This is a genomic window from Polaromonas sp. CG_23.6 (assembly GCF_029892315.1).
Taxonomy (GTDB): Bacteria; Pseudomonadota; Gammaproteobacteria; order Burkholderiales; family Burkholderiaceae_C; genus Polaromonas.
This window is the reverse complement of record NZ_JARXUY010000001.1, coordinates 588,362-605,729: the sequence shown is the minus strand read 5'-3', so window position 1 is coordinate 605,729 and position 17,368 is coordinate 588,362. Positions and strand designations below refer to the sequence as shown.

The 17,368-nt window shown below is 60.3% G+C and carries 17 protein-coding genes; 3 read left to right on the top strand and 14 right to left on the bottom strand.

All coding sequences use genetic code 11. The features are described 5' to 3' along the window. Nucleotides 1-50: 50 nt before the first annotated feature. From H4V98_RS02910 to argE, 6 genes are all read right to left on the bottom strand, one after another. The gene (locus H4V98_RS02910; RefSeq protein WP_196862506.1) at nt 51-470 is read right to left on the bottom strand and encodes a type II toxin-antitoxin system VapC family toxin; all 420 of its coding nucleotides are present in this window, start codon (nt 468-470) and stop codon (nt 51-53) included. Nucleotides 471-475: 5 nt separating this feature from the next. Next, a complete protein-coding gene (locus H4V98_RS02905) occupies nt 476-733 on the bottom strand; it encodes a type II toxin-antitoxin system Phd/YefM family antitoxin (RefSeq protein ID WP_196862507.1) in 258 nt (85 codons plus the stop codon). Nucleotides 734-764: 31 nt separating this feature from the next. Further along, the gene (locus H4V98_RS02900) at nt 765-1,430 is read right to left on the bottom strand and encodes an IS630 family transposase (RefSeq protein WP_196865145.1); all 666 of its coding nucleotides are present in this window, start codon (nt 1,428-1,430) and stop codon (nt 765-767) included. Continuing rightward, nucleotides 1,414-1,893, bottom strand: coding sequence for a helix-turn-helix domain-containing protein (locus tag H4V98_RS02895; RefSeq protein ID WP_196865144.1), 480 nt, complete (start codon nt 1,891-1,893; stop codon nt 1,414-1,416). Before H4V98_RS02895 ends, H4V98_RS02900 begins: the two co-directional genes overlap by 17 nt. A gap of 356 nt (nt 1,894-2,249) precedes the next feature. Further along, nucleotides 2,250-3,569 carry an MFS transporter gene (locus H4V98_RS02890; RefSeq protein WP_196862508.1) on the bottom strand — a complete coding sequence of 440 codons (1,320 nt, stop codon included), beginning with the start codon at nt 3,567-3,569 and terminating at the stop codon, nt 2,250-2,252. 119 nt (nt 3,570-3,688) lie between these two features. After that, nucleotides 3,689-4,882, bottom strand: coding sequence for an acetylornithine deacetylase (gene argE, locus H4V98_RS02885; protein ID WP_196862509.1), 1,194 nt, complete (start codon nt 4,880-4,882; stop codon nt 3,689-3,691). Nucleotides 4,883-5,024: 142 nt separating this feature from the next. On the opposite strand from argE, the gene H4V98_RS02880 reads away from it, so the two are divergent. Further along, entirely contained in the window at nt 5,025-5,951 is a 927-nt protein-coding gene (locus H4V98_RS02880; protein WP_196862510.1) for a LysR substrate-binding domain-containing protein, read from the top strand. A gap of 51 nt (nt 5,952-6,002) precedes the next feature. Here the strand turns inward: H4V98_RS02880 and H4V98_RS02875 are convergent, their stop codons facing one another. The 7 genes from H4V98_RS02875 to mdeB are packed head-to-tail and all read right to left on the bottom strand — an operon-like array spanning nt 6,003 to nt 14,807. Continuing rightward, nucleotides 6,003-7,178: an amidohydrolase gene (locus H4V98_RS02875; protein ID WP_196862511.1), complete on the bottom strand. Its 1,176-nt coding sequence runs from the start codon at nt 7,176-7,178 to the stop codon at nt 6,003-6,005. A gap of 9 nt (nt 7,179-7,187) precedes the next feature. Then, nucleotides 7,188-8,408, bottom strand: coding sequence for an MFS transporter (locus tag H4V98_RS02870; RefSeq protein ID WP_196862512.1), 1,221 nt, complete (start codon nt 8,406-8,408; stop codon nt 7,188-7,190). Continuing rightward, the gene (locus tag H4V98_RS02865) at nt 8,405-9,550 is read right to left on the bottom strand and encodes an aminotransferase class I/II-fold pyridoxal phosphate-dependent enzyme (protein WP_196862513.1); all 1,146 of its coding nucleotides are present in this window, start codon (nt 9,548-9,550) and stop codon (nt 8,405-8,407) included. Before H4V98_RS02865 ends, H4V98_RS02870 begins: the two co-directional genes overlap by 4 nt. A 56-nt stretch (nt 9,551-9,606) precedes the next feature. Then, nucleotides 9,607-10,380: a MetQ/NlpA family ABC transporter substrate-binding protein gene (locus H4V98_RS02860; protein WP_196862514.1), complete on the bottom strand. Its 774-nt coding sequence runs from the start codon at nt 10,378-10,380 to the stop codon at nt 9,607-9,609. A 30-nt stretch (nt 10,381-10,410) separates the two neighbouring features. After that, nucleotides 10,411-11,088, bottom strand: coding sequence for a methionine ABC transporter permease (locus H4V98_RS02855; protein WP_231374613.1), 678 nt, complete (start codon nt 11,086-11,088; stop codon nt 10,411-10,413). After that, a complete protein-coding gene (locus tag H4V98_RS02850; protein ID WP_196862515.1) occupies nt 11,088-12,104 on the bottom strand; it encodes a methionine ABC transporter ATP-binding protein in 1,017 nt (338 codons plus the stop codon). Before H4V98_RS02850 ends, H4V98_RS02855 begins: the two co-directional genes overlap by 1 nt. Before the next feature lie 45 nt (nt 12,105-12,149). Further along, complete coding sequence (gene mdeB / locus H4V98_RS02845) at nt 12,150-14,807, bottom strand: alpha-ketoglutarate dehydrogenase (RefSeq protein ID WP_196862516.1); 2,658 nt, start codon at nt 14,805-14,807, stop codon at nt 12,150-12,152. A gap of 144 nt (nt 14,808-14,951) precedes the next feature. Here mdeB and H4V98_RS02840 point away from each other — a divergent pair, with 144 nt between their 5' ends. Together H4V98_RS02840 and H4V98_RS02835 are read left to right on the top strand one after the other, a co-directional pair. Beyond that, nucleotides 14,952-15,428 (top strand): Lrp/AsnC family transcriptional regulator, encoded by a 477-nt coding sequence (locus H4V98_RS02840; RefSeq protein ID WP_280757262.1) that lies wholly within the window; start codon nt 14,952-14,954, stop codon nt 15,426-15,428. A gap of 156 nt (nt 15,429-15,584) precedes the next feature. Next, on the top strand, nt 15,585-15,860 hold the full coding sequence (locus H4V98_RS02835; protein ID WP_196862517.1) for a YkvA family protein: 276 nt from the start codon (nt 15,585-15,587) through the stop codon (nt 15,858-15,860). A 189-nt stretch (nt 15,861-16,049) separates the two neighbouring features. Here the strand turns inward: H4V98_RS02835 and yjjJ are convergent, their stop codons facing one another. Then, a complete protein-coding gene (yjjJ, locus tag H4V98_RS02830) occupies nt 16,050-17,363 on the bottom strand; it encodes a type II toxin-antitoxin system HipA family toxin YjjJ (protein ID WP_196862518.1) in 1,314 nt (437 codons plus the stop codon). Between the last annotated feature and the right edge of the window lie 5 nt (nt 17,364-17,368).

The window sequence follows — 17,368 nt, the reverse complement described above, 5'->3', positions numbered from 1 at the left end:
GCCGCCCAAGGCGGTGCGTCATCGTCACGTCTATACAAGCTAAGGAGGGCTTATCTCTTTAGCAAAACGGTTTCAAACGGGTTGAAAAGCGCGACACCGAAGTCGGAAAAGTCAGCGGTGTTGCGCGTCACCACTTTCAATTGATGGCGAATCGCCGTTGCAGCGATCATGGCGTCTTCATACAGGGTGTCAGAGCGCCGGTGCATGAGCTTTGCCCAGTGGCGAAAGGTGGCTGCATCCATCGGCAGCACGTTATAAGACGCGGCCACCTGATCGGCCCACTGCTCTATCTCCGCCGCCTTGGCCGCGTCCTGATCGCGCGTGAGTTCAATGCCCGCCTGAATCTCGCCAAGGCTGACCGCTGAAATGTGCAGATCCCGGTCATCGACCGACTCAAACCACGCCAGCACCGCGCCGTGCGGCCTGGGGCGGCGCAGTTCGGAAATAACGTTCGCGTCCAGCAAATACACGGCGCTTATCCGAGCGCCGCAACCCGCCGCCCACGGGCAGAACCACGTGGAGGCACCAGAACCTCAGTGCGCGCAGCGTCCGACAAAAGCAACTCTTTCAGTGACGGCCGGGCAGCCGACTGCAAGCGCTTCCACTCAGCCGCCGGCACCAGCACAGCCGCTTCAGCCCCCCGGCGGGTAACCATCTGCGGCCCCTCTGCCAGACAAGCATCGAGGAATTCACTAAAACGCGCTTTTGCATCTTGAACGGGCCATCTGTTCATAAGAATACCTCTTGCTTTAACTAGTAGACAGTCAACCTGATTCGTTGTCTGCGTGCGGATAGACCCAAGCCATTTTTTGGCGTGCCTTGCTTAAGTTGAATTGCCAGCGTATTGGTTTGGCCTCAGCATTTCTGTGCGCACAGATCGCATCAAGTTCGCGTTGCAATTGCTCTTTATCGGAGATCCTCTTCTTGAAGACCGTGCGGCCCAGGACTGCAAACTCCAGCTCGGCGATGTTGAGCCATGAGCCATGCTTGGGCGTGTGCCTGATCTCGATTTTCTTGGCCAGTCGGCGTGCCTCTTCTGGCGCAAATGTGGTGTAGAGCGCACCCTTGGTGTGCGTGTTCAAGTTGTCGCAGACCAGCGTGATCTTCTGGGCTTTGGGAAACATCCCGTCAAGCTCCTTGCACACGGCGGCGAAATCAGTCTTTTTGCGATGCTCCATCACCAGGCATTTGCGCAGCCCAGCCGCTGGCTGGCAGATCATCATCACTTCTGCCACGCCGCAGCGCTCGTATTCGCAATCCTCGCGCCGGGGCCGTCCTGGTGCCCCCGGCATCGCCTCGCGTACCTCCCGCAGTAGCTGAAACGGGCTTTCATCGAAACACACCACTGGATTTTTCTCGTGGAGCGGGAGTCCGTAAATTTCAATGACGTCCTCCATGCAAGCGACGAACTCTTCATCGACTTTTGCGATGCACCACTCCTGCTTTTGCCACGGCTTGAGTTCGCTTTTTTAAAAGCTGGCGCACGCCTTCATGGCTGTATGACTGGGCAAAGCCGAGTTCCACGATTTTCGAGCCCAGCAGGCGTAAGGTCCAGTGGTCGTGCCCATCGGGTGCTTTTGAGCAGGCGATCGCCGTAATCATCGCCGCTTGCTTGGCGTCAAGCTTGGGTTTGGAGCCCGGGCGGGGCAACTCACCCAACGCGGCCTCCAAGCCGCCTTCAGCGAGACGCTTTCGGATTTTTAAAACGGTAGGTAACGAGACATCCAAGGCTAGGCAGATATCTTGATTGAAGTGGCCTTTGGCAAGTTTGGTCAAGATACGCGCGCGGGTGATCACGCGAGCGCTGTTGACGCCCTTGTGGATGATGGCGAAAAGATGCTCTTGCTCGTCATCGCTGAGTTCGATTCTGTTAGGCGATGTGATTCGTGGCATGGCCGTCTCCAAGTGGTTTCGGAGAATATCGCCCACAAAACTGGCAAAAGTAACCCAGCAGAAAAATTTAGACTTTAATTAACGAATCAGGTTGACTGTCTACTAGTCACCTGTCTAGTCATTTTAAATCACACTGGAACAGCTTGCTGGCGGCAGACTGGACGGAAGTAAGCAAGCAAGCCAAAACGGTCTTCCTTGATGATTCCGTCGATACCCCCATCGCCTGCGCACCTTTGTGACCCAGGCCTTTGAAGAAACATCTTCATTCGGCACGCCTGAAAAAAAAGGAGCGCAGGGTTCAAATGAACCCTGCGCTCCTTTTGACATTCCAAAGCGCAACGAGGCGCCCAAAACCCTCAACGCATGTTCAGCTTGTAGCGAGCGGCCAAGGTGGCAATCACGCTCAGGACGGCGCCAAAAATGACATAGAACGTCACCGCCAGTTTGTTGCCTGTGACCGCGATCAGCCAGGTGATGGTCAGGGCCGCAAAGCCGCCGAAAAGCATCACGCCGATGTTGTAGCTCAATGACATGCCGGTGCCGCGTGTCTGCACCGGAAAGATGTCTGACAGCAAGGCGGGCATGGCGGCAAAATACATGGTCATCAAAAAGCCGACGACGCCCTGCACCAGCAACAGGTTGACAAAGCTCGGGTTAAGCGAGAGCCAGGCAAACAGCGGGTAGGTCAGCAAGACAAACAACACGCTGCTGCAGAGCATGAAGGGGGTGCGGCCGTATTTGTCAGACAGGTGACCGACCACCGGTGACAAAAACATCATCATCAGGCCCGCCAGAATGGTGGCGCTGAAGGCGGCGGTCGAGGTCATGCCCAGTTGCTTGACGGCGTAGGTCGGCATGTAGACCACCAGGTAAACCGACACGGTGGCCATGATGACGCTGCCTGAGCCGATGAACAAACGCATTTTCTGATCGCGCATGATGTCGCTCAACGGCGTGCTGGTGGCTTCGGCCTGGGAAAACTCTGGCGATTCTTCAAGGTTCTTGCGGATGTAGTAGCCGGCAGGCCCGATCAGCAGGCCAAAGATGAACGGAATGCGCCAGCCCCACGATTCGAGCTGGTCGGTGCTGAGCTGCGAAGAAAGAACAGCCCCGAACACGGCAGCCATGACGATGCTCAGCCCCTGGCTGGCCACCTGCCAGCTGGAAAAGAATCCGCGGCGGTGTGGCGCATGCTCGACCAAAAACGCGGTCGAGCTGCCAAATTCGCCACCGGCCGAAAAGCCTTGCAGCAAGCGCGCGATGACAATGCCGGCCGGTGCCCACAAACCGATGTGCGCGTAGGTCGGCATGATGGCGATCATCAGCGTGCCGATCATCATCAGCAGGATGGACAGCGTCAAGGCGGCCTTTCGGCCCACGCGGTCCGAGTACGAACCGATGACGATGGCGCCCAGCGGGCGCATGAAAAACGAAACGCCAAACGTGGCGAAGGTGATCATCAACGAAACGGTCTGGTTCTCGGTCGGGAAAAACAGCTTGGCGATGGTCACCGCCATGGCGCTGTAAATCAGCACATCGAACCATTCCAGCGCATTGCCGATTGACGACGAGATCACTGCCCGCCAGGTTTGCGGATGCTGCTTGTAGGGTGCTTCGGCAGCGGCACTTTGCCCGGTGCGGCTGGCGTGCAGGTTCGGAGACAAGGTCTGGCTCATGGATAAATCCTTTTAGGGTTGCACCGCATGGGTCATGCGAACACGGCCGGCAGCGCTGAATTGCGCTGGGAAAAAAGCCGGCCAGGCATGGCGGGTGATCTGTCTGTCTGGCTGATTGTTTATTGCGGGAAGGCGGGCACAGGGTCGAGCAGGCGAAGCAGAAAAGCCTCGCATTGCGCCACTTGTTCCAGAGGCACAAACTCGTTGGGCCGGTGGGCTTGCTCGATGCTGCCGGGACCGCACACCACGGTTGGAATGCCAGCACCCTGAAACAGCCCGGCTTCGGTGCCATACGAGACCGCACCGGTGGCCTTGTTGCGCGACAAGGCGATGGCCAGCTGGACAATCGCTTCATGCTCTTGGGTGCTCAGGCCGGGCGCAGAGGCCAGCCGTTCAAAGGCAATTTTTGCGTTGGGTTCGACCAGCAGCATTTCGGGCAGCAGCCTGGCGGCGTAACTCTCGACTTCCTGCAGCAGGTGGGTGGCGTCGGTGCCCGGCATGGTGCGCGCCTCGAATTCGAAAATGCATTCTTTGGGCACGATGTTGGACGCCAGGCCGCCGCGAATCAGGCCGGTTTGCATCGTGGTGTACGGCACGGTGAATCCGTAATCGCGCGTTTCAAGCTGCGCAAAGCGGTCCGCCATTTGCCGGATATAGACAATGATGCGCGCGGCGTATTCAATTGCATTGACGCCCAGATTGGTGTAGCTGGAATGGGCTTCCCGACCCGTGACGCAGCAGCGAAAACGATGGGTTCCCTTGTGTGCAATGACGGGCTGCATGGAGGTCGGCTCGCCGACAATGCAGCCGGCGGTTTTCAGGTTCAGGTCCTGCAGATCGGCAATCAGGCTTTTCACGCCGATGCAGCCGACTTCCTCGTCATAGGAAAAGGCCAGATGCAGCGGCGCATCCATCTTGGCGGCCAAAAACCGGGGGGCCAGTGCCAATGCGGTGGCGATGTAGCTTTTCATGTCGCAAGACCCGCGGCCATAGAGCAAGCCCTCCTTGATGGTGGCTTTGAAGGGGTCGGTGTCCCATGCCTGGCCGTCGACCGGCACGACATCGGTGTGACCGGACAAAATCAGCCCCGGCTTGCGGCCTTCTCCAAGCGTGGCGAACAAATTGGCTTTCTTGCCGGCCGCGTCATAGGTCAGGCGCGACGTGACGCCGAGTCCGGCCAGATAGTCGCGTATCCATTCGATCATGCCGAGGTTGGAGTCGCGGGAAACCGTCGGAAACGCAATCAGCCGCTCGATCATGGCAAGCACGTCGGGCGAGGGCTGGAGCAATGCGGGAGAGGGGGTCGTGGTCATGAGATTCCTAGGGTTTTCCCGTAGTGGCTGAATTTTATTCATACAATCGCAAGCGCATCTTGGCGAAAGTTAAAGCCGACTGTATGAAGACTCTGGATTTTCATAAAATGGAAAATAGTCAGCTATTGGATGAAAATTATTAATGCAGATAAGCTTCAAGCAAATAAGCTATTTTCTGGCGGCGGCTGAAACGGGTCAGTTCTCGGCGGCCGCTGCCAAGGCTTACGTCACGCAGACCACCATCACCGTGGCCATCAGGGAGCTGGAGTCCATCCTGGGCCTGAAGCTGTTTTTGCGCCATCACGCCTCGGGCGTGTCGCTGACGGTCGATGGCCAAAAGTTTCTGCATCACGCCTACAGCATCATGGCAGCCGTCAATTCGGCCCTTCACGACCCCGGGCTGATATCCCAGGAGATTTCTGGCCGCGTGCGGCTTGGCGCAACGCCCACGATGCTGGGCTCTTACATGGTGCCGGCGATTGCCCGTTTTTTAAGCGCTTACCCGCAGATCGAGGTCGAGGTGATCGAGCTGGAGCGCCCGCTGCTGGAAAGTGCATTGCTGCGCGCTGAAGTCGATATCGGCGTGCTTTGGCTGATCAACCTGGATCAGCCGGCCGCCTTCAATACCGTGCCCTTGACCCGTTCGCGCCGGCAGCTGTGGTTGCCCGCCTCGCATCCGCTGCTGAACAAGCGCAACGTTTCACTGAGCGACATCAGTGCGCTGCCCTACGTGCTTTACAACGCCGACGAAACGCCGCGCAACACGCTTTTGTTCTGGCAACAGGCGGGGCTGGAGCCGAAGATTCGCTACCGGGTCAGTTCGGTTGAAGCGGTGCGCAGCCTGGTGGCACAAGGCATGGGCGTGACGATTCTGTCGGATGTGATTTACCGGCCGTTTTCCAGCGAAGGGCTGCGAATCGAGACGCGGCCCTTGATGAACGGGTTGCCCTCCATCGAAATCGGTTTGGCCTGGGGCATTGAGCAGCCGCTGTCCAGCGCCGCAGATGCCTTGAGGGCATTCATGGAACTCACCTTCAGCGGCCCGGGTCTGGGTCTCAAGGTGGCTTAGACGATAGACCGGGAACTGCTGCAGCCACAGCACGGGGCGAGGCACGCCAAACTACAGGCTTTCAAAACACTTCAGCGCATACCCCACATGCAGCGCCGCGCCCCGGTACAGCGCGTCTTCGTCAATATTGAACCGGGGATGGTGGTGCGCAAAGCACGCACCCCGGCTTTCGTTGCGTACCCCGATGAAGGCCATCAGCCCCGGGTACACATCGAGAAAGTCACCGAAATTTTCAGACACCATGAGTGGCGGAAATGCGATCAGGTCGCCGGCCCCGAACAGATCCTGAACGGTCTGCTCGGCCAGCTGGCTGCAGCGCGCCTCGTTGAAAAGCATGGGACCGCCGCGCTTGATGCTCACCTCCACAGTGGCCCGAAAGGCGTCCGCCGTGCTTTGCACCACCCGGCGCAACGCCGCTTGCAGATGAACCTGATCCGCCTTGTCCGTGGTCCTGAGGGTGCCTGCCAAAACGGCCTTGTCAGGAATGACATTGCCCGCTTCGCCGCTGTGCAGCTTGCCAAACGTGAGCGCTGCGGCGTGCGTCGGATCAATTTCCCGCGCGATCAGATGAGACACGTTCATCACGATGGCCGACGCCACCACAATCGGGTCCACCCCCCGGTGCGGCGTGGCCCCGTGGCAGCCCACCCCGTGGATGACCACTTCAAAGTTGTCGCCCGCTGCCATGCGCGGCCCGGCCTGCACGGAAAATTTTCCACTTTCAATCTCTGACCACAGGTGAATGGCAAACGCGCTTTTGACTGGGAACGGCGCCAGTAGTTTGAGGATTTCCGCCGTGCCGCCGCCGCGCTCCTCGGCCTGCTGGAAACACAGTTTCACCGTTCCATTCATCGAGTCTTTGACATGCTGAAAAACCTGTGCGGCGCCCAGCAGCATGGCAACGTGGCCGTCATGGCCGCAGGCATGCATGACACCGGGGGTTTTGGAGCAATAGGGCAGATGTCCGTTGTCTTCATGGATGGGCAAGGCGTCCATGTCGGCGCGCAGGGCAACCATCTGGTGCGGATGCTTGCCCTCGATGGTTGCAACGATTCCGTAGTCGCCTGCAAGCTCAAAGGGAATGCCCAGTTTGTTCAATTCGTCCTGCACCAGTTTTGAGGTGCCTTGTTCCTCGAACGACAGTTCAGGGTGGCTGTGTATCTTGCGCCGCAGCGCCACCATGTAACTCTGGTAGCGCCTCGAAATGTCCGTGACTGATTCGGTCATGCCTGATTCCTATAGTGGGGGTGTTGAAACGGCAACGCCGGCTCTGGTTTTTTTCAGCAAGGGCCACATGCCCGCCAGACCCAGAAGCGGTCCTGGCAGCAAGATCCAGACAGCCTTGCTGCCCAGCCCTTCGATGACGCTCAATAAAATGGTGATGCTGACGATGGTGATCAAAAACCCGATGCTGTTCTGCACAGCCAGCGCACTGCCCACCGATTGCGGCGGGCAGCTCCGGGCCGAGATGGACGAGAATTGCGGAGAATCGGCGACCACAAAAAACCCCCAGGCCAGCAGCACCACAAAGCGCAGCATCAGCCAGTCGGGGGGCAGCAAGGGATACATCAGGCACAACAGGCCCGAGGCCAGCAAGGCGAATGCCGCCACATAAGCACTGTCCAGCCTGATGCTGACACGCCCGCCGCAGACACAGCCGAGAAAACCTGCCGCAATGCAAAAAAAGCTGATGGCGGCAACCGACCCCGGCAGACCCCAGTGGGCTTGACCGGCATCCAGCAGCAATTGGGCGGCAAGCCAGGGCAACACCGCCCAAAAAGCATACAGCTCCCACATATGGCCAAAATAGCCCAGGGCAGCGGCCCTGAAATCGGGAATTTTGAAGACGCCAAACGCCCTGCCCAATGAAGCGCCCCGGTGGCTGTCGCTCTTTTTCAGGTAAGGACCATCCCCCAGAAAGTACACCAGCACTGCCCCTGCCAACGCCAAGGCAGAAGACACCTGGACCACGGTTTGCCAGGGCAGGGTTGCGCCCAGCGCCCGCACGCCATGGGGCAATGCGGTGCCCAGCGTCAACATGCCCACCAGCAGTCCCAGCGCAGCCCCGGACTTGCCGCCCACCCAGCCGACAATCATCTTCATGCCCAGGGGGTAGATTCCCGCCAGGCACAAGCCGACTGCAAAGCGCAGCACCAGCCCCGACTCGAAACCGATCCAGCCCCCTGAGAACGCCGTGTTGACAAGGGCGCCTGACACGCAGGCCATCGCAAAAATCCGACTGGTTGAATACCGGTCGGCCCAGCCGGAGTAAGCCAGCCACAGCGTGCCGGCAATGAAGCCTGACTGGGTTGCCGCAATCAGCCAGGCAAACTGGGCAGGGCCGATATGCCAGGCCGCCATCAGGTCATCGGCGGCACTGTTCGGACTGAACCACAGCGACGTGCCCAGCCACTGGGCCAACACGATCAACGCAACGGCCCACCGCCGCTGGTTCATGAACAGTGCGTCAGCGCCGAGCTCAGGTCGTCGATCAGGTCGTCGGCATTTTCAAGTCCGACAGACACCCGCAGCAAGCCTTGTGGCGTCTTGCTTTCAGGGCCCTCGATCGAGGCGCGATGCTCAATCAGGCTTTCGACGCCGCCCAAGCTGGTGGCACGGGTGAAAATTTCCACATGCGCGGCCAGCGCCATGGCTGCGTCCTTGCCGCCCTTGACCTCGAACGACAGCATGCCGCCAAAGCCGGACATCTGCTTGCTGGCAATGGCATGAAAAGCGTTGTCCGGCAGGCCGGGGTAATGCACCACGCTGACTTTTTCATGCTGCTGCAAAAATTCGGCGACCTTTTGCGCATTGGCGCAGTGCGCCTGCATGCGGTACGGCAGGGTGGGCAGGCTGCGCATGACCAGCCAGCAGTCGAACGGCGAAGGCACGGCGCCGCCATAAAGCTGCGCGGTACGCAGCTGGGCGAAATGCTCGTCATCCAGCCGCGACACGACGGCTCCGCCCAGCACGTCGCTGCGCCCGCCCAGGTACTTGGTGGTGGCATGCATCACCATGTCGCAACCCAGCGCCAGCGGCTGCTGAAGCACGGGGCTGGCAAACGTGTTGTCGGCAATGGCGCGCGCGCCATGCTGGCGGGCAATCTCTGCGATGGCGGTGATGTCGACACATTGCAGCAGCGGATTTGACGGCGTTTCGATCCAGATGATTTTGGTCTGCGGCGTCAACGCCTGGCGCACGCTGTCCAGATTCGTCATGTCGACAAACGAAGCGGTGACGCCCCATTTGGCGAAAAGATGCTTCAAGACATTGGCCGTGCCGTGGTAAATATCGACCGGTGCAATGACATGGTTGCCCGGCATCAAGCCCTGGAAAATCGCGGTCACGGCCGCCAGGCCGGAGCCGAAGGCGGCACTTGCAGCGCCGCCTTCAAGCGCAGCCAGCGCAGCTTCCAGCCCATTGCGGTTCGGGTTGTGATTACGCGAATAAAGAAAGCCACGCGAATAACCCCCGTCCGCATCGCGCTCGAAAGTGGTTGAAAGGTGGATGGCTTCGGTGACCGCGCCAGTGCCGACATCGACAGAGTGTCCGGCATGCACCGCCAGGGTTTCGATTTTGTATTGTTTTCCGGGTTTCATGGGGTTTTCAGAGCGTAGGGATTAAATGGAGCAGACAGACAAGAGGGGCAAGAGATTCAGAAAGCCGGGACGATATTGCCCTTGAATCGCTCGAGAATGAACTTCTTTGACTCTGGCGACTGCAATGCCGCCACCAGTTTTTTCATGGCGGGGCTGTCCTTGTTGTCGGCCCTGGCCGCGAGCAGGTTGACGTAGTTGGACTGGCCGCTTTCAAGGATCAGCGCATCCTTGCTCGGGCTGAGCTTGGCTTCCAGCGCAAAGGTGGTGTTGATGATGGCCAGATCGACTTCACCGAGCACGCGCGGCAGCATGGGGGCTTCAAGCTGCTTGATCTTGATGTTTTTCAGGTTCTGCGTGATGTCTTTTTCGGTAGCCATGTTGTTTTTGGGATCGGTCAGCTTGATGACCTTGGCCTGGTCCAGCAGCTGCAGGGCGCGGCCGCCATTCACGGCATCGTTCGGTATGGCCACCACCGCGCCGTCTTTCAGTTCCGAGATATTGGTGATCTTTTTTGAGTAAGCGCCAAAAGGCGCAATCAGCACATCGGCCACCGCCTGGATGGACGCGCCACGGCTGCGGTTGAATTCATCCAGGTACGGCTTGTGCTGGAAGAAATTGGCATCGATGCGTTTCTCGACGAGTTGGACATTGGGCTGGACATAGTCGGTGTAGACCTTGATTTCCAGGTCCACCCCCTGCTGCAAAAGCATGGGCTTGAGGTGTTCGAGCAACTCGGCATGCGGCGTCGGGCTGGCGCCAATCACCAGCTTGTCAGCGGCATGTGCCATCAGGGAAGTGCCCAGTACGAGCGCCATCAATAACTTCTTCATAGATTTTCCTTGCGTTAAAAAAACCAAACCTCAGCGACTGAAATGCGTGACCAGCCGGTCCCCGGCCCATTGCAGGATCTGGACCAGAATCAGCAGCAAGATGATGGTGATGAACATCACATTCAGCTGAAAGCGCTGGTAACCATAACGGATGGCCAGGTCGCCCAGGCCGCCACCGCCGACCACGCCAGACAAGGCGGTGTAAGACACCAGCGCAATGGCCGTGACAGTGGCCGCTGCAATGATGCCGGGCAAGGCTTCGGGCAGCAGCGCACCGGTCACGATCTGCCGCACGCTTGCCCCCATCGCCAAGGAGGCTTCAATGATGCCGTGATCGACCTCGCGCAGCGCGGTTTCCACCAGACGTGCAAAAAACGGCGTCCCGCCGACGACCAGCGGCGGAATGGCGCCAGCCACACCCAGCGATGTGCCTGTCAGCAAAACGGTCACCGGAATCATGGCAATTAGCAATATGACAAAGGGCAGGGACCGCAGGATATTCACGCCGAAAGAAACCGAAGCGTAGGTTCGCGGTGAAGCCAGCAGTTTTTTGGGGCTCGTCAGGAAAAGCAGGATGCCCAGCGGCAAACCCAGCAAAAGCGTCAGCGACAGGGCGCCGCCCAGCATCAGCAGCGTGTCCACCGACGCCCATCCGATGTCATCCCAGGCCACACCGCCCGACATCAGGCTTTGAAAAAATTCATTCATTAAAAACTCTCCTCGACAACCACACCGGCCTCGGCGAGTTGTTTGATGGCCGCCAATGCGTTCTCGGTGTCACCTTTGAAAGCGACGGTCAGTTGCCCGCAGGGGGTTGACTTGATTTTTCCAAAACGGCCATTGAGGATCAGAAAATCAACCTCGCATTGCCTGGCGATGCGGGTAAAAACCGGTTGCGTCATGGATTCGTTCATGAAGGTCAGGCGCCGCACCATGCCGTCGCCGGCCTGCTTGAGGTCTTCACTGAATTCGTCCTCGGAGAAGTCTTCCGCCTCCATGACAAAGTTGCGGGTCGTCGGATGCCGGGGATGCAAAAACACCTGGGTCACCGGCCCGCTTTCCACGATCTTGCCGCCGTCAATCACGGCAACCCGGTCGCAAATCGTGCGGATGACATCCATCTCGTGCGTGATCAGGACAATCGTCAGGTTCAGTTTTTCATTGATTTCCCGCAGCAGTTGCAAGATGGACCGTGTGGTCTGCGGATCGAGCGCACTGGTGGCCTCGTCGCACAGCAGGATTTTGGGCCGGTTGGCCAGGGCGCGGGCAATGCCCACGCGCTGCTTTTCACCGCCCGACAGCTGCTTCGGGTATTTGTGCTTGTGCCGGCTCAACCCCACCAGCTCAAGCATCTCGTCGACCCGCGCATCAATTTTTGCAGTGTCCCGCTCGCCGGCAATGCGGATGGGAAACGAGACATTTTCAGCCACCGTTTTAGAGCTCAGCAGATTGAAATGCTGAAAGATCATGCCGATGTTTCGTCTGAAGTTCCGCAGCGCCAGGTTGTCGTAGGCCAGTATGGCCTCGCCGTCGACGATGATCTCGCCCCCGGACGGCCGCTCCAGCAGGTTGATCAGCCTGAGCAGCGTGGACTTGCCCGCGCCCGAATGGCCAATCACGCCAAATATCTCCCCCCTGACGATGGACAGGTCAACTCCGCTCAGGGCCGGAATCTGCTTGTCCTTGACCACGTAACTCTTGTGCACATTTTTCAGGTGAATCACATTTTTATCCTATTCAATCGGCCGCAAGAATTCTTCGTGATGCACTCATGGACTGGCCCGAAGCGCGCGCCATGCCGCGCGTTCAATGCTGGCCGCGTCCACCGAGAAATGACGGCGAAGCGCCGCCCGGGTGTCGCTGCGGCCAAAGCCATCGGTGCCCAGTGTGGTGTAGGCGCGGCCAGTCGGCAGGTAAGCCCGGATGCTTTCAGGCACGGCGCGCACGTAGTCGGTCGCCGCCACGATGGGGCCCTCGGTCTGCAGGAGCTTCGCCGTGACAAACGCTGCGCCCGCATCAGTATCGCAGGCGGTGCCGGTTGCGCCGGTTGCGTCTGATGTGCTGGCCTGGGCCTGGCGCGCCAGCTCGCTCCAGCTGGTCACGCTGATCACTTCGGCGTCAACGCCTTGCGCTGCCAGCAGATGGGCCGCCTTGATCACCTCGGTGAGGATCGCCCCTGACCCCATCAGCGTGACCTTGAGGGCAGCGCTGCCCGGTTGGCGCGCCCCGGCGGCCGCCGGATAGTGGCCGAACCGGTAACAGCCCGAAATCACGTCAGCGTGCACATCGGGCGGCAAATTGGGCTGGGCATAGTTCTCGTTCATCAGCGTCAGGTAATAAAACACATCCTGCTGCTCGACCAGCATTTCCTGCATGCCGTGCTGGAGGATCACGGCCAGTTCACCGGCAAAGGCCGGGTCGTAGGCCTTGCAGTTCGGAATGGTCGCGGCGATCAGGTGGCTGCTGCCGTCCTGGTGCTGCAGCCCTTCCCCGCCCAGGGTGGTTCGCCCCGAGGTCGCGCCCAGCAGGAAACCCCGTGCGCGCTGGTCGGCAGCCGCCCAGATCTGGTCGCCCACCCGCTGGAACCCGAACATGGAGTAATAGATATAAAACGGCAGCATGGCAAGGCCATGCACGCTGTAGCTGGTGGCCGCCGCCGTCCAGCTGGCCATGGCGCCGGCCTCGCTGATGCCTTCTTCCAGGATCTGGCCGTCGATGGCTTCGCGGTAACTCAGGACCGAGCCAATGTCTTCAGGCGCATAGCGCTGGCCCAGGCTCGAATAGATACCGACCTGTTTGAAAAGATTGGCCATGCCGAAGGTGCGCGCTTCGTCGGCCACGATGGGCACGATGCGCGGACCCAGCACCGCATCTTTCAGCAGTCCGCCCAGCATGCGGACAAAGGCCATGGTGGTGCTCATCTCCTTGCCTTGCGGTTGCAGTGCAAAGGCGGCATAGCGCGCCAGCTCGGGCACCGGAAGGGTTGCGCACGCGGTGTCGCGGCGCGGCAGGTAGCCGCCCAAAGCCTGGCGGCGCGCATGCAGGTACTGGATTTCAGGGCTGTCCGCCGAGGGTTTGAAAAACGCCAGCGACGTGGCCTGCGCGTCGCTCAATGGCAGGTTGAAGCGGTTCCTGAATTCGATCAGCTCTTTTTCGTCGAGTTTTTTCTGGCTGTGGGTGGTCATCTTGCCCTGCCCGGCCTTGCCCATGCCATAGCCTTTTTTGGTGTGCGCCAGGATGACTGTCGGCTGGCCCTGGTGCGCGGCAGCAGCGGCATAGGCCGCATGAATCTTCACCAGGTCGTGGCCGCCGCGCTTGAGTCGGTCTATCTGCTCGTCGGTCATGCCTTGCGCCAGGTGGGCCAGTGCTTCGTTCTGGCCGAAAAATGTTTCCCGGTTGTAGCGTCCGTCCTTGGCGGCAAACGTCTGCATCTGGCCATCGACGGTGTTGGCAAATGCGCGGGTCAGCGCGCCGCTCGTGTCGCGGGCGAAGAGCCCGTCCCAGTCGCTGCCCCAGATCAGCTTGATGACGTTCCAGCCGGCCCCGGAAAACAGCTTTTCCAGCTCGTCGATGATGCGGCCATTGCCACGCACCGGCCCGTCCAGCCGCTGCAGGTTGCAATTGACGACCCAGACCAGGTTGTCCAGCCCCTCACGGGCCGCCAGCGTCAGCGCGCTCATGCTTTCGGGCTCGTCCATTTCACCGTCGCCAAACACGCCCCAGACCTTGCGGTTCGCGCAGTCCAGCAATTGCCGGTGGCTCAGGTAGCGCATGAAGCGGGCGTGGTAGATCGAGCTGATCGGGCCGATGCCCATGGAGCCGGTGGGAAACTGCCAGAAATCGGGCATCAGGTAGGGGTGCGGATAGCTGCACAGGCCGCGTGCGCCCGTTCCGCCCAGCGCGGCGGGGCTGGTCAGTTCCTGGCGGTAGTAGCCCAGGTCTGCCTCGCTCAAGCGGCCTTCGAGGTAGGCCCGCGCATACACGCCGGGCGCGCTGTGCGGCTGGAAAAACACCAGATCGCCCAGATGCCCGCCTTCGGGGCGCTGGTCTCGGGCATGAAAAAAGTGGTTGAAGCCGACCTCGAACAGATCAGCGGCACTGGCATAACTGGCAATGTGGCCGCCGAGGTCGCCGTAGGCCTGGTTGGCCCGCGCCACCATCGCCAGGGCGTTCCAGCGCATCAGCGAGGCGAGCCGCTCTTCAATGGCCAGGTCGCCCGCAAACGGCGGCTGCTGGTCCACCGCAATGGTGTTCACGTAAGGCGTGCACAACTCAGGCTGCCAGCCGATGCGGGCGGTGCGCGCCTGGCGCGCCAGGGTGTCGAGCACAAAGCGGGCACGCTCCGGTCCCTGCGTGGCCAGCAGGGCTGCCAGGGCGTCCTGCCACTCGCCGGTTTCTTCGGGATCGGTATCGAGCGGTTCATTCATGTGTGCAAAATTCATGGATTTAAAACAAGCAGGTCATATGGACGAATTTACGCAAATAAAGTGCGCACAGGCTGCTGATCTCGGGGAAGACTTACCCGAACTCGCAGCACAATGAGCTGCACTACCTTAACTTTTAAAATTTTTATGCTGGATTCAGTTGACTTACGCATTATTGATGCCTTGCAACGCAACGGTGGACTGACCAACGTGGAACTGGCGCGGCAGGTCCACCTGTCGCCTTCGCCTTGTCTGGCGCGCGTCAAGGCGTTGAAGGACGATGGCGTCATAGAGCGCTACGTGGCGCTGGTGAGCGCCGCAGCCCTGGGCATTGGCCTGAACGTTTTTATCTCCATCAGCCTCACCAGCCAGAGTAAGGCCGCGCTGGCCGAGTTCGAGAAACGCATTGCAGAGCACGACGAGGTCATGGAGTGTTATTTGATGAGCGGCGACAGCGATTACCTGATCCGCGTGGCCATCACCGACATTGCCGCCCTGGAAAAATTCATCGTGGAACAGCTCACGCCGATTACGGGCATCGAAAAGATCCGCTCCAGTTTTGCGCTCAAGCAGGTGCGCTACAAAACGGCGCTGCCGCTGCCTGTGCAGGGTCGGCCGCGTTGATGCACAACCACGATTTTCAAACGCGTCTGAGGGCTGCAAGCAGCGCGAAGCGCCGAATGTAACGTCCGGTGAAAAACCCTTGCAGTCGCCCCGGCCAGCGCCATTTGTATTAGACGCGGGTCCATCAGGAGCCGATCAGTAAGGAGATTGATTGCCATGTTGAAACGCTTGACCCTGCTTTGGACTGTTTTACGCGGCGACGCGCGGCAGTTGTGGTTTGCGCTGCGCCACCCGGACGCGCCAGGCTGGCTGAAGTGGGGCACGGCGCTGATTGCGCTGTATCTCTTTTCGCCCATCGACCTGATTCCCGACGTGCTGCCGGTGATCGGCCTGGTTGACGACCTGGTGCTGGTGCCGCTGGCGATTCGCTGGCTGCTCAAGCGCCTGCCGCCCGAGATTGCCCAGGCAGCGGCCCGTCGCCGCGCCGGATGAACCTTGCGTGGGCGCCGTAGCCGGTCAAAGCGGATTCGCTTGACTGAAAATCACAGCGGGCCAGGAATTCTGCATGCTTGCTACGGTATTCATAGCTGTATATGCATATGCAGCATGCGCAAATGACCTTTTGATTCTTAAAAAGGTTTGCATCGCTCTGAACGAATGCGCTGCAGCGCACGGGCAGCGTCACAACATGCGAAGGGTTTGCAGGTTGCCTGATGCCACTGCCCTGAAACCGGCCGAAATGCGTGCGTCCAGCGCGGCGGTTTGCCAGAAGGCGATGGCCAGTTCTTTGGCCTGCGTCCACTGGTCGAGCGTCGCGGCACTGGGTTGCAGCGGGCGGGCGGCAAAGTCGCGCGGCACCAGTTCGCCGCCCACCGGCGCGTACAGCATGGGCAGCATGTCGTAGGTGGGCGACAGCCGCCAGTCGTCGCCCTCGAGCAACAGGGAAATGTTGCCGTAATGGCGGTCGGTATTGGCAATCAGCACGCCGTAGGCTTCCAGAAAGCGCAGGTGCGCCGCGTCCTGCGGGCGCAACAGCGAGCGTGCTTCCATGCGGCGGGCGGTAGCCGCCCAGTTGTCTTCCTCGCCGACATACTGCGCGTCATAGACCTGCAAGGACACCATGCCGATGCGCCCGGCGGCGGTGCGGTCAAAGCGCTCGGACTCAAGGAACATGCGGCCCTCGATAAAAAACACCTGCGTGCGGGCGGCGGGCAGGCCGGCGCTGTCAAGCGTTTGCAGCGCCAGGTGCTCGCACACCAGCAGGTCGCGGGTGCGCTGGTCCACGTCGGAATCGCCTGCTGGAGAGAACTTGACAATCACCGCGCGACCGCCAATCAAGGTGCAAAACTTGGGCTGCTCGCCACCCGCCGACGAACCGGGCAGCGCGCCCAGCATGGCCTGCTGCGCCAGGCGCGGATAGTCAGCGCTGGAGTCCGCCCGCGAAGCGCGTTCGCCCAGTGTGTGAAAGCGCTCGAAAGCCGGCTCGCCGACGATCAGGTTCCCTGGCAAGTCGTCGCCAAAGCTGGCCAGCGCCTTCAGCGCATCGTCGGCGCTCCAGTGGCGCGGATCGGCCGCCAGCCCCAGGACGGGATGGGTATGGGCAAAGGTGCGGCCCATGAAGCCTTGCGGTCGCATGTCGTCCAGAAACCAGGGCAGGCCGTCGTGCAGTTCGCTCACGCCATCGGCCTCATCGACCCAGAAGCGCCCGCCGGGCAGCGGCACGATGCGGCCAAAGGGCGTGACCTGCCCGCGCGCATCGACGCGCATCACCGGCAATTCGCTGCCCGCGCCCGGAATGCGGCGCGGCAGCAGGTAGCGCCGCGCCCGCGCCGCGCCGCTCTGCAACACATCGCCTGCCGCCAGCAGGGGCGCCAGCGCGCGCGACACCGTCGATTGGCTTACGCTTAGGCGCGCCTGCAGTTCAATGCTGGTGGCGACACCGCCTTGCGCGCGCAGGGCCGTCAACAGGGCGTCAGTCAGCGCGTGGGTTGGCATGTAAG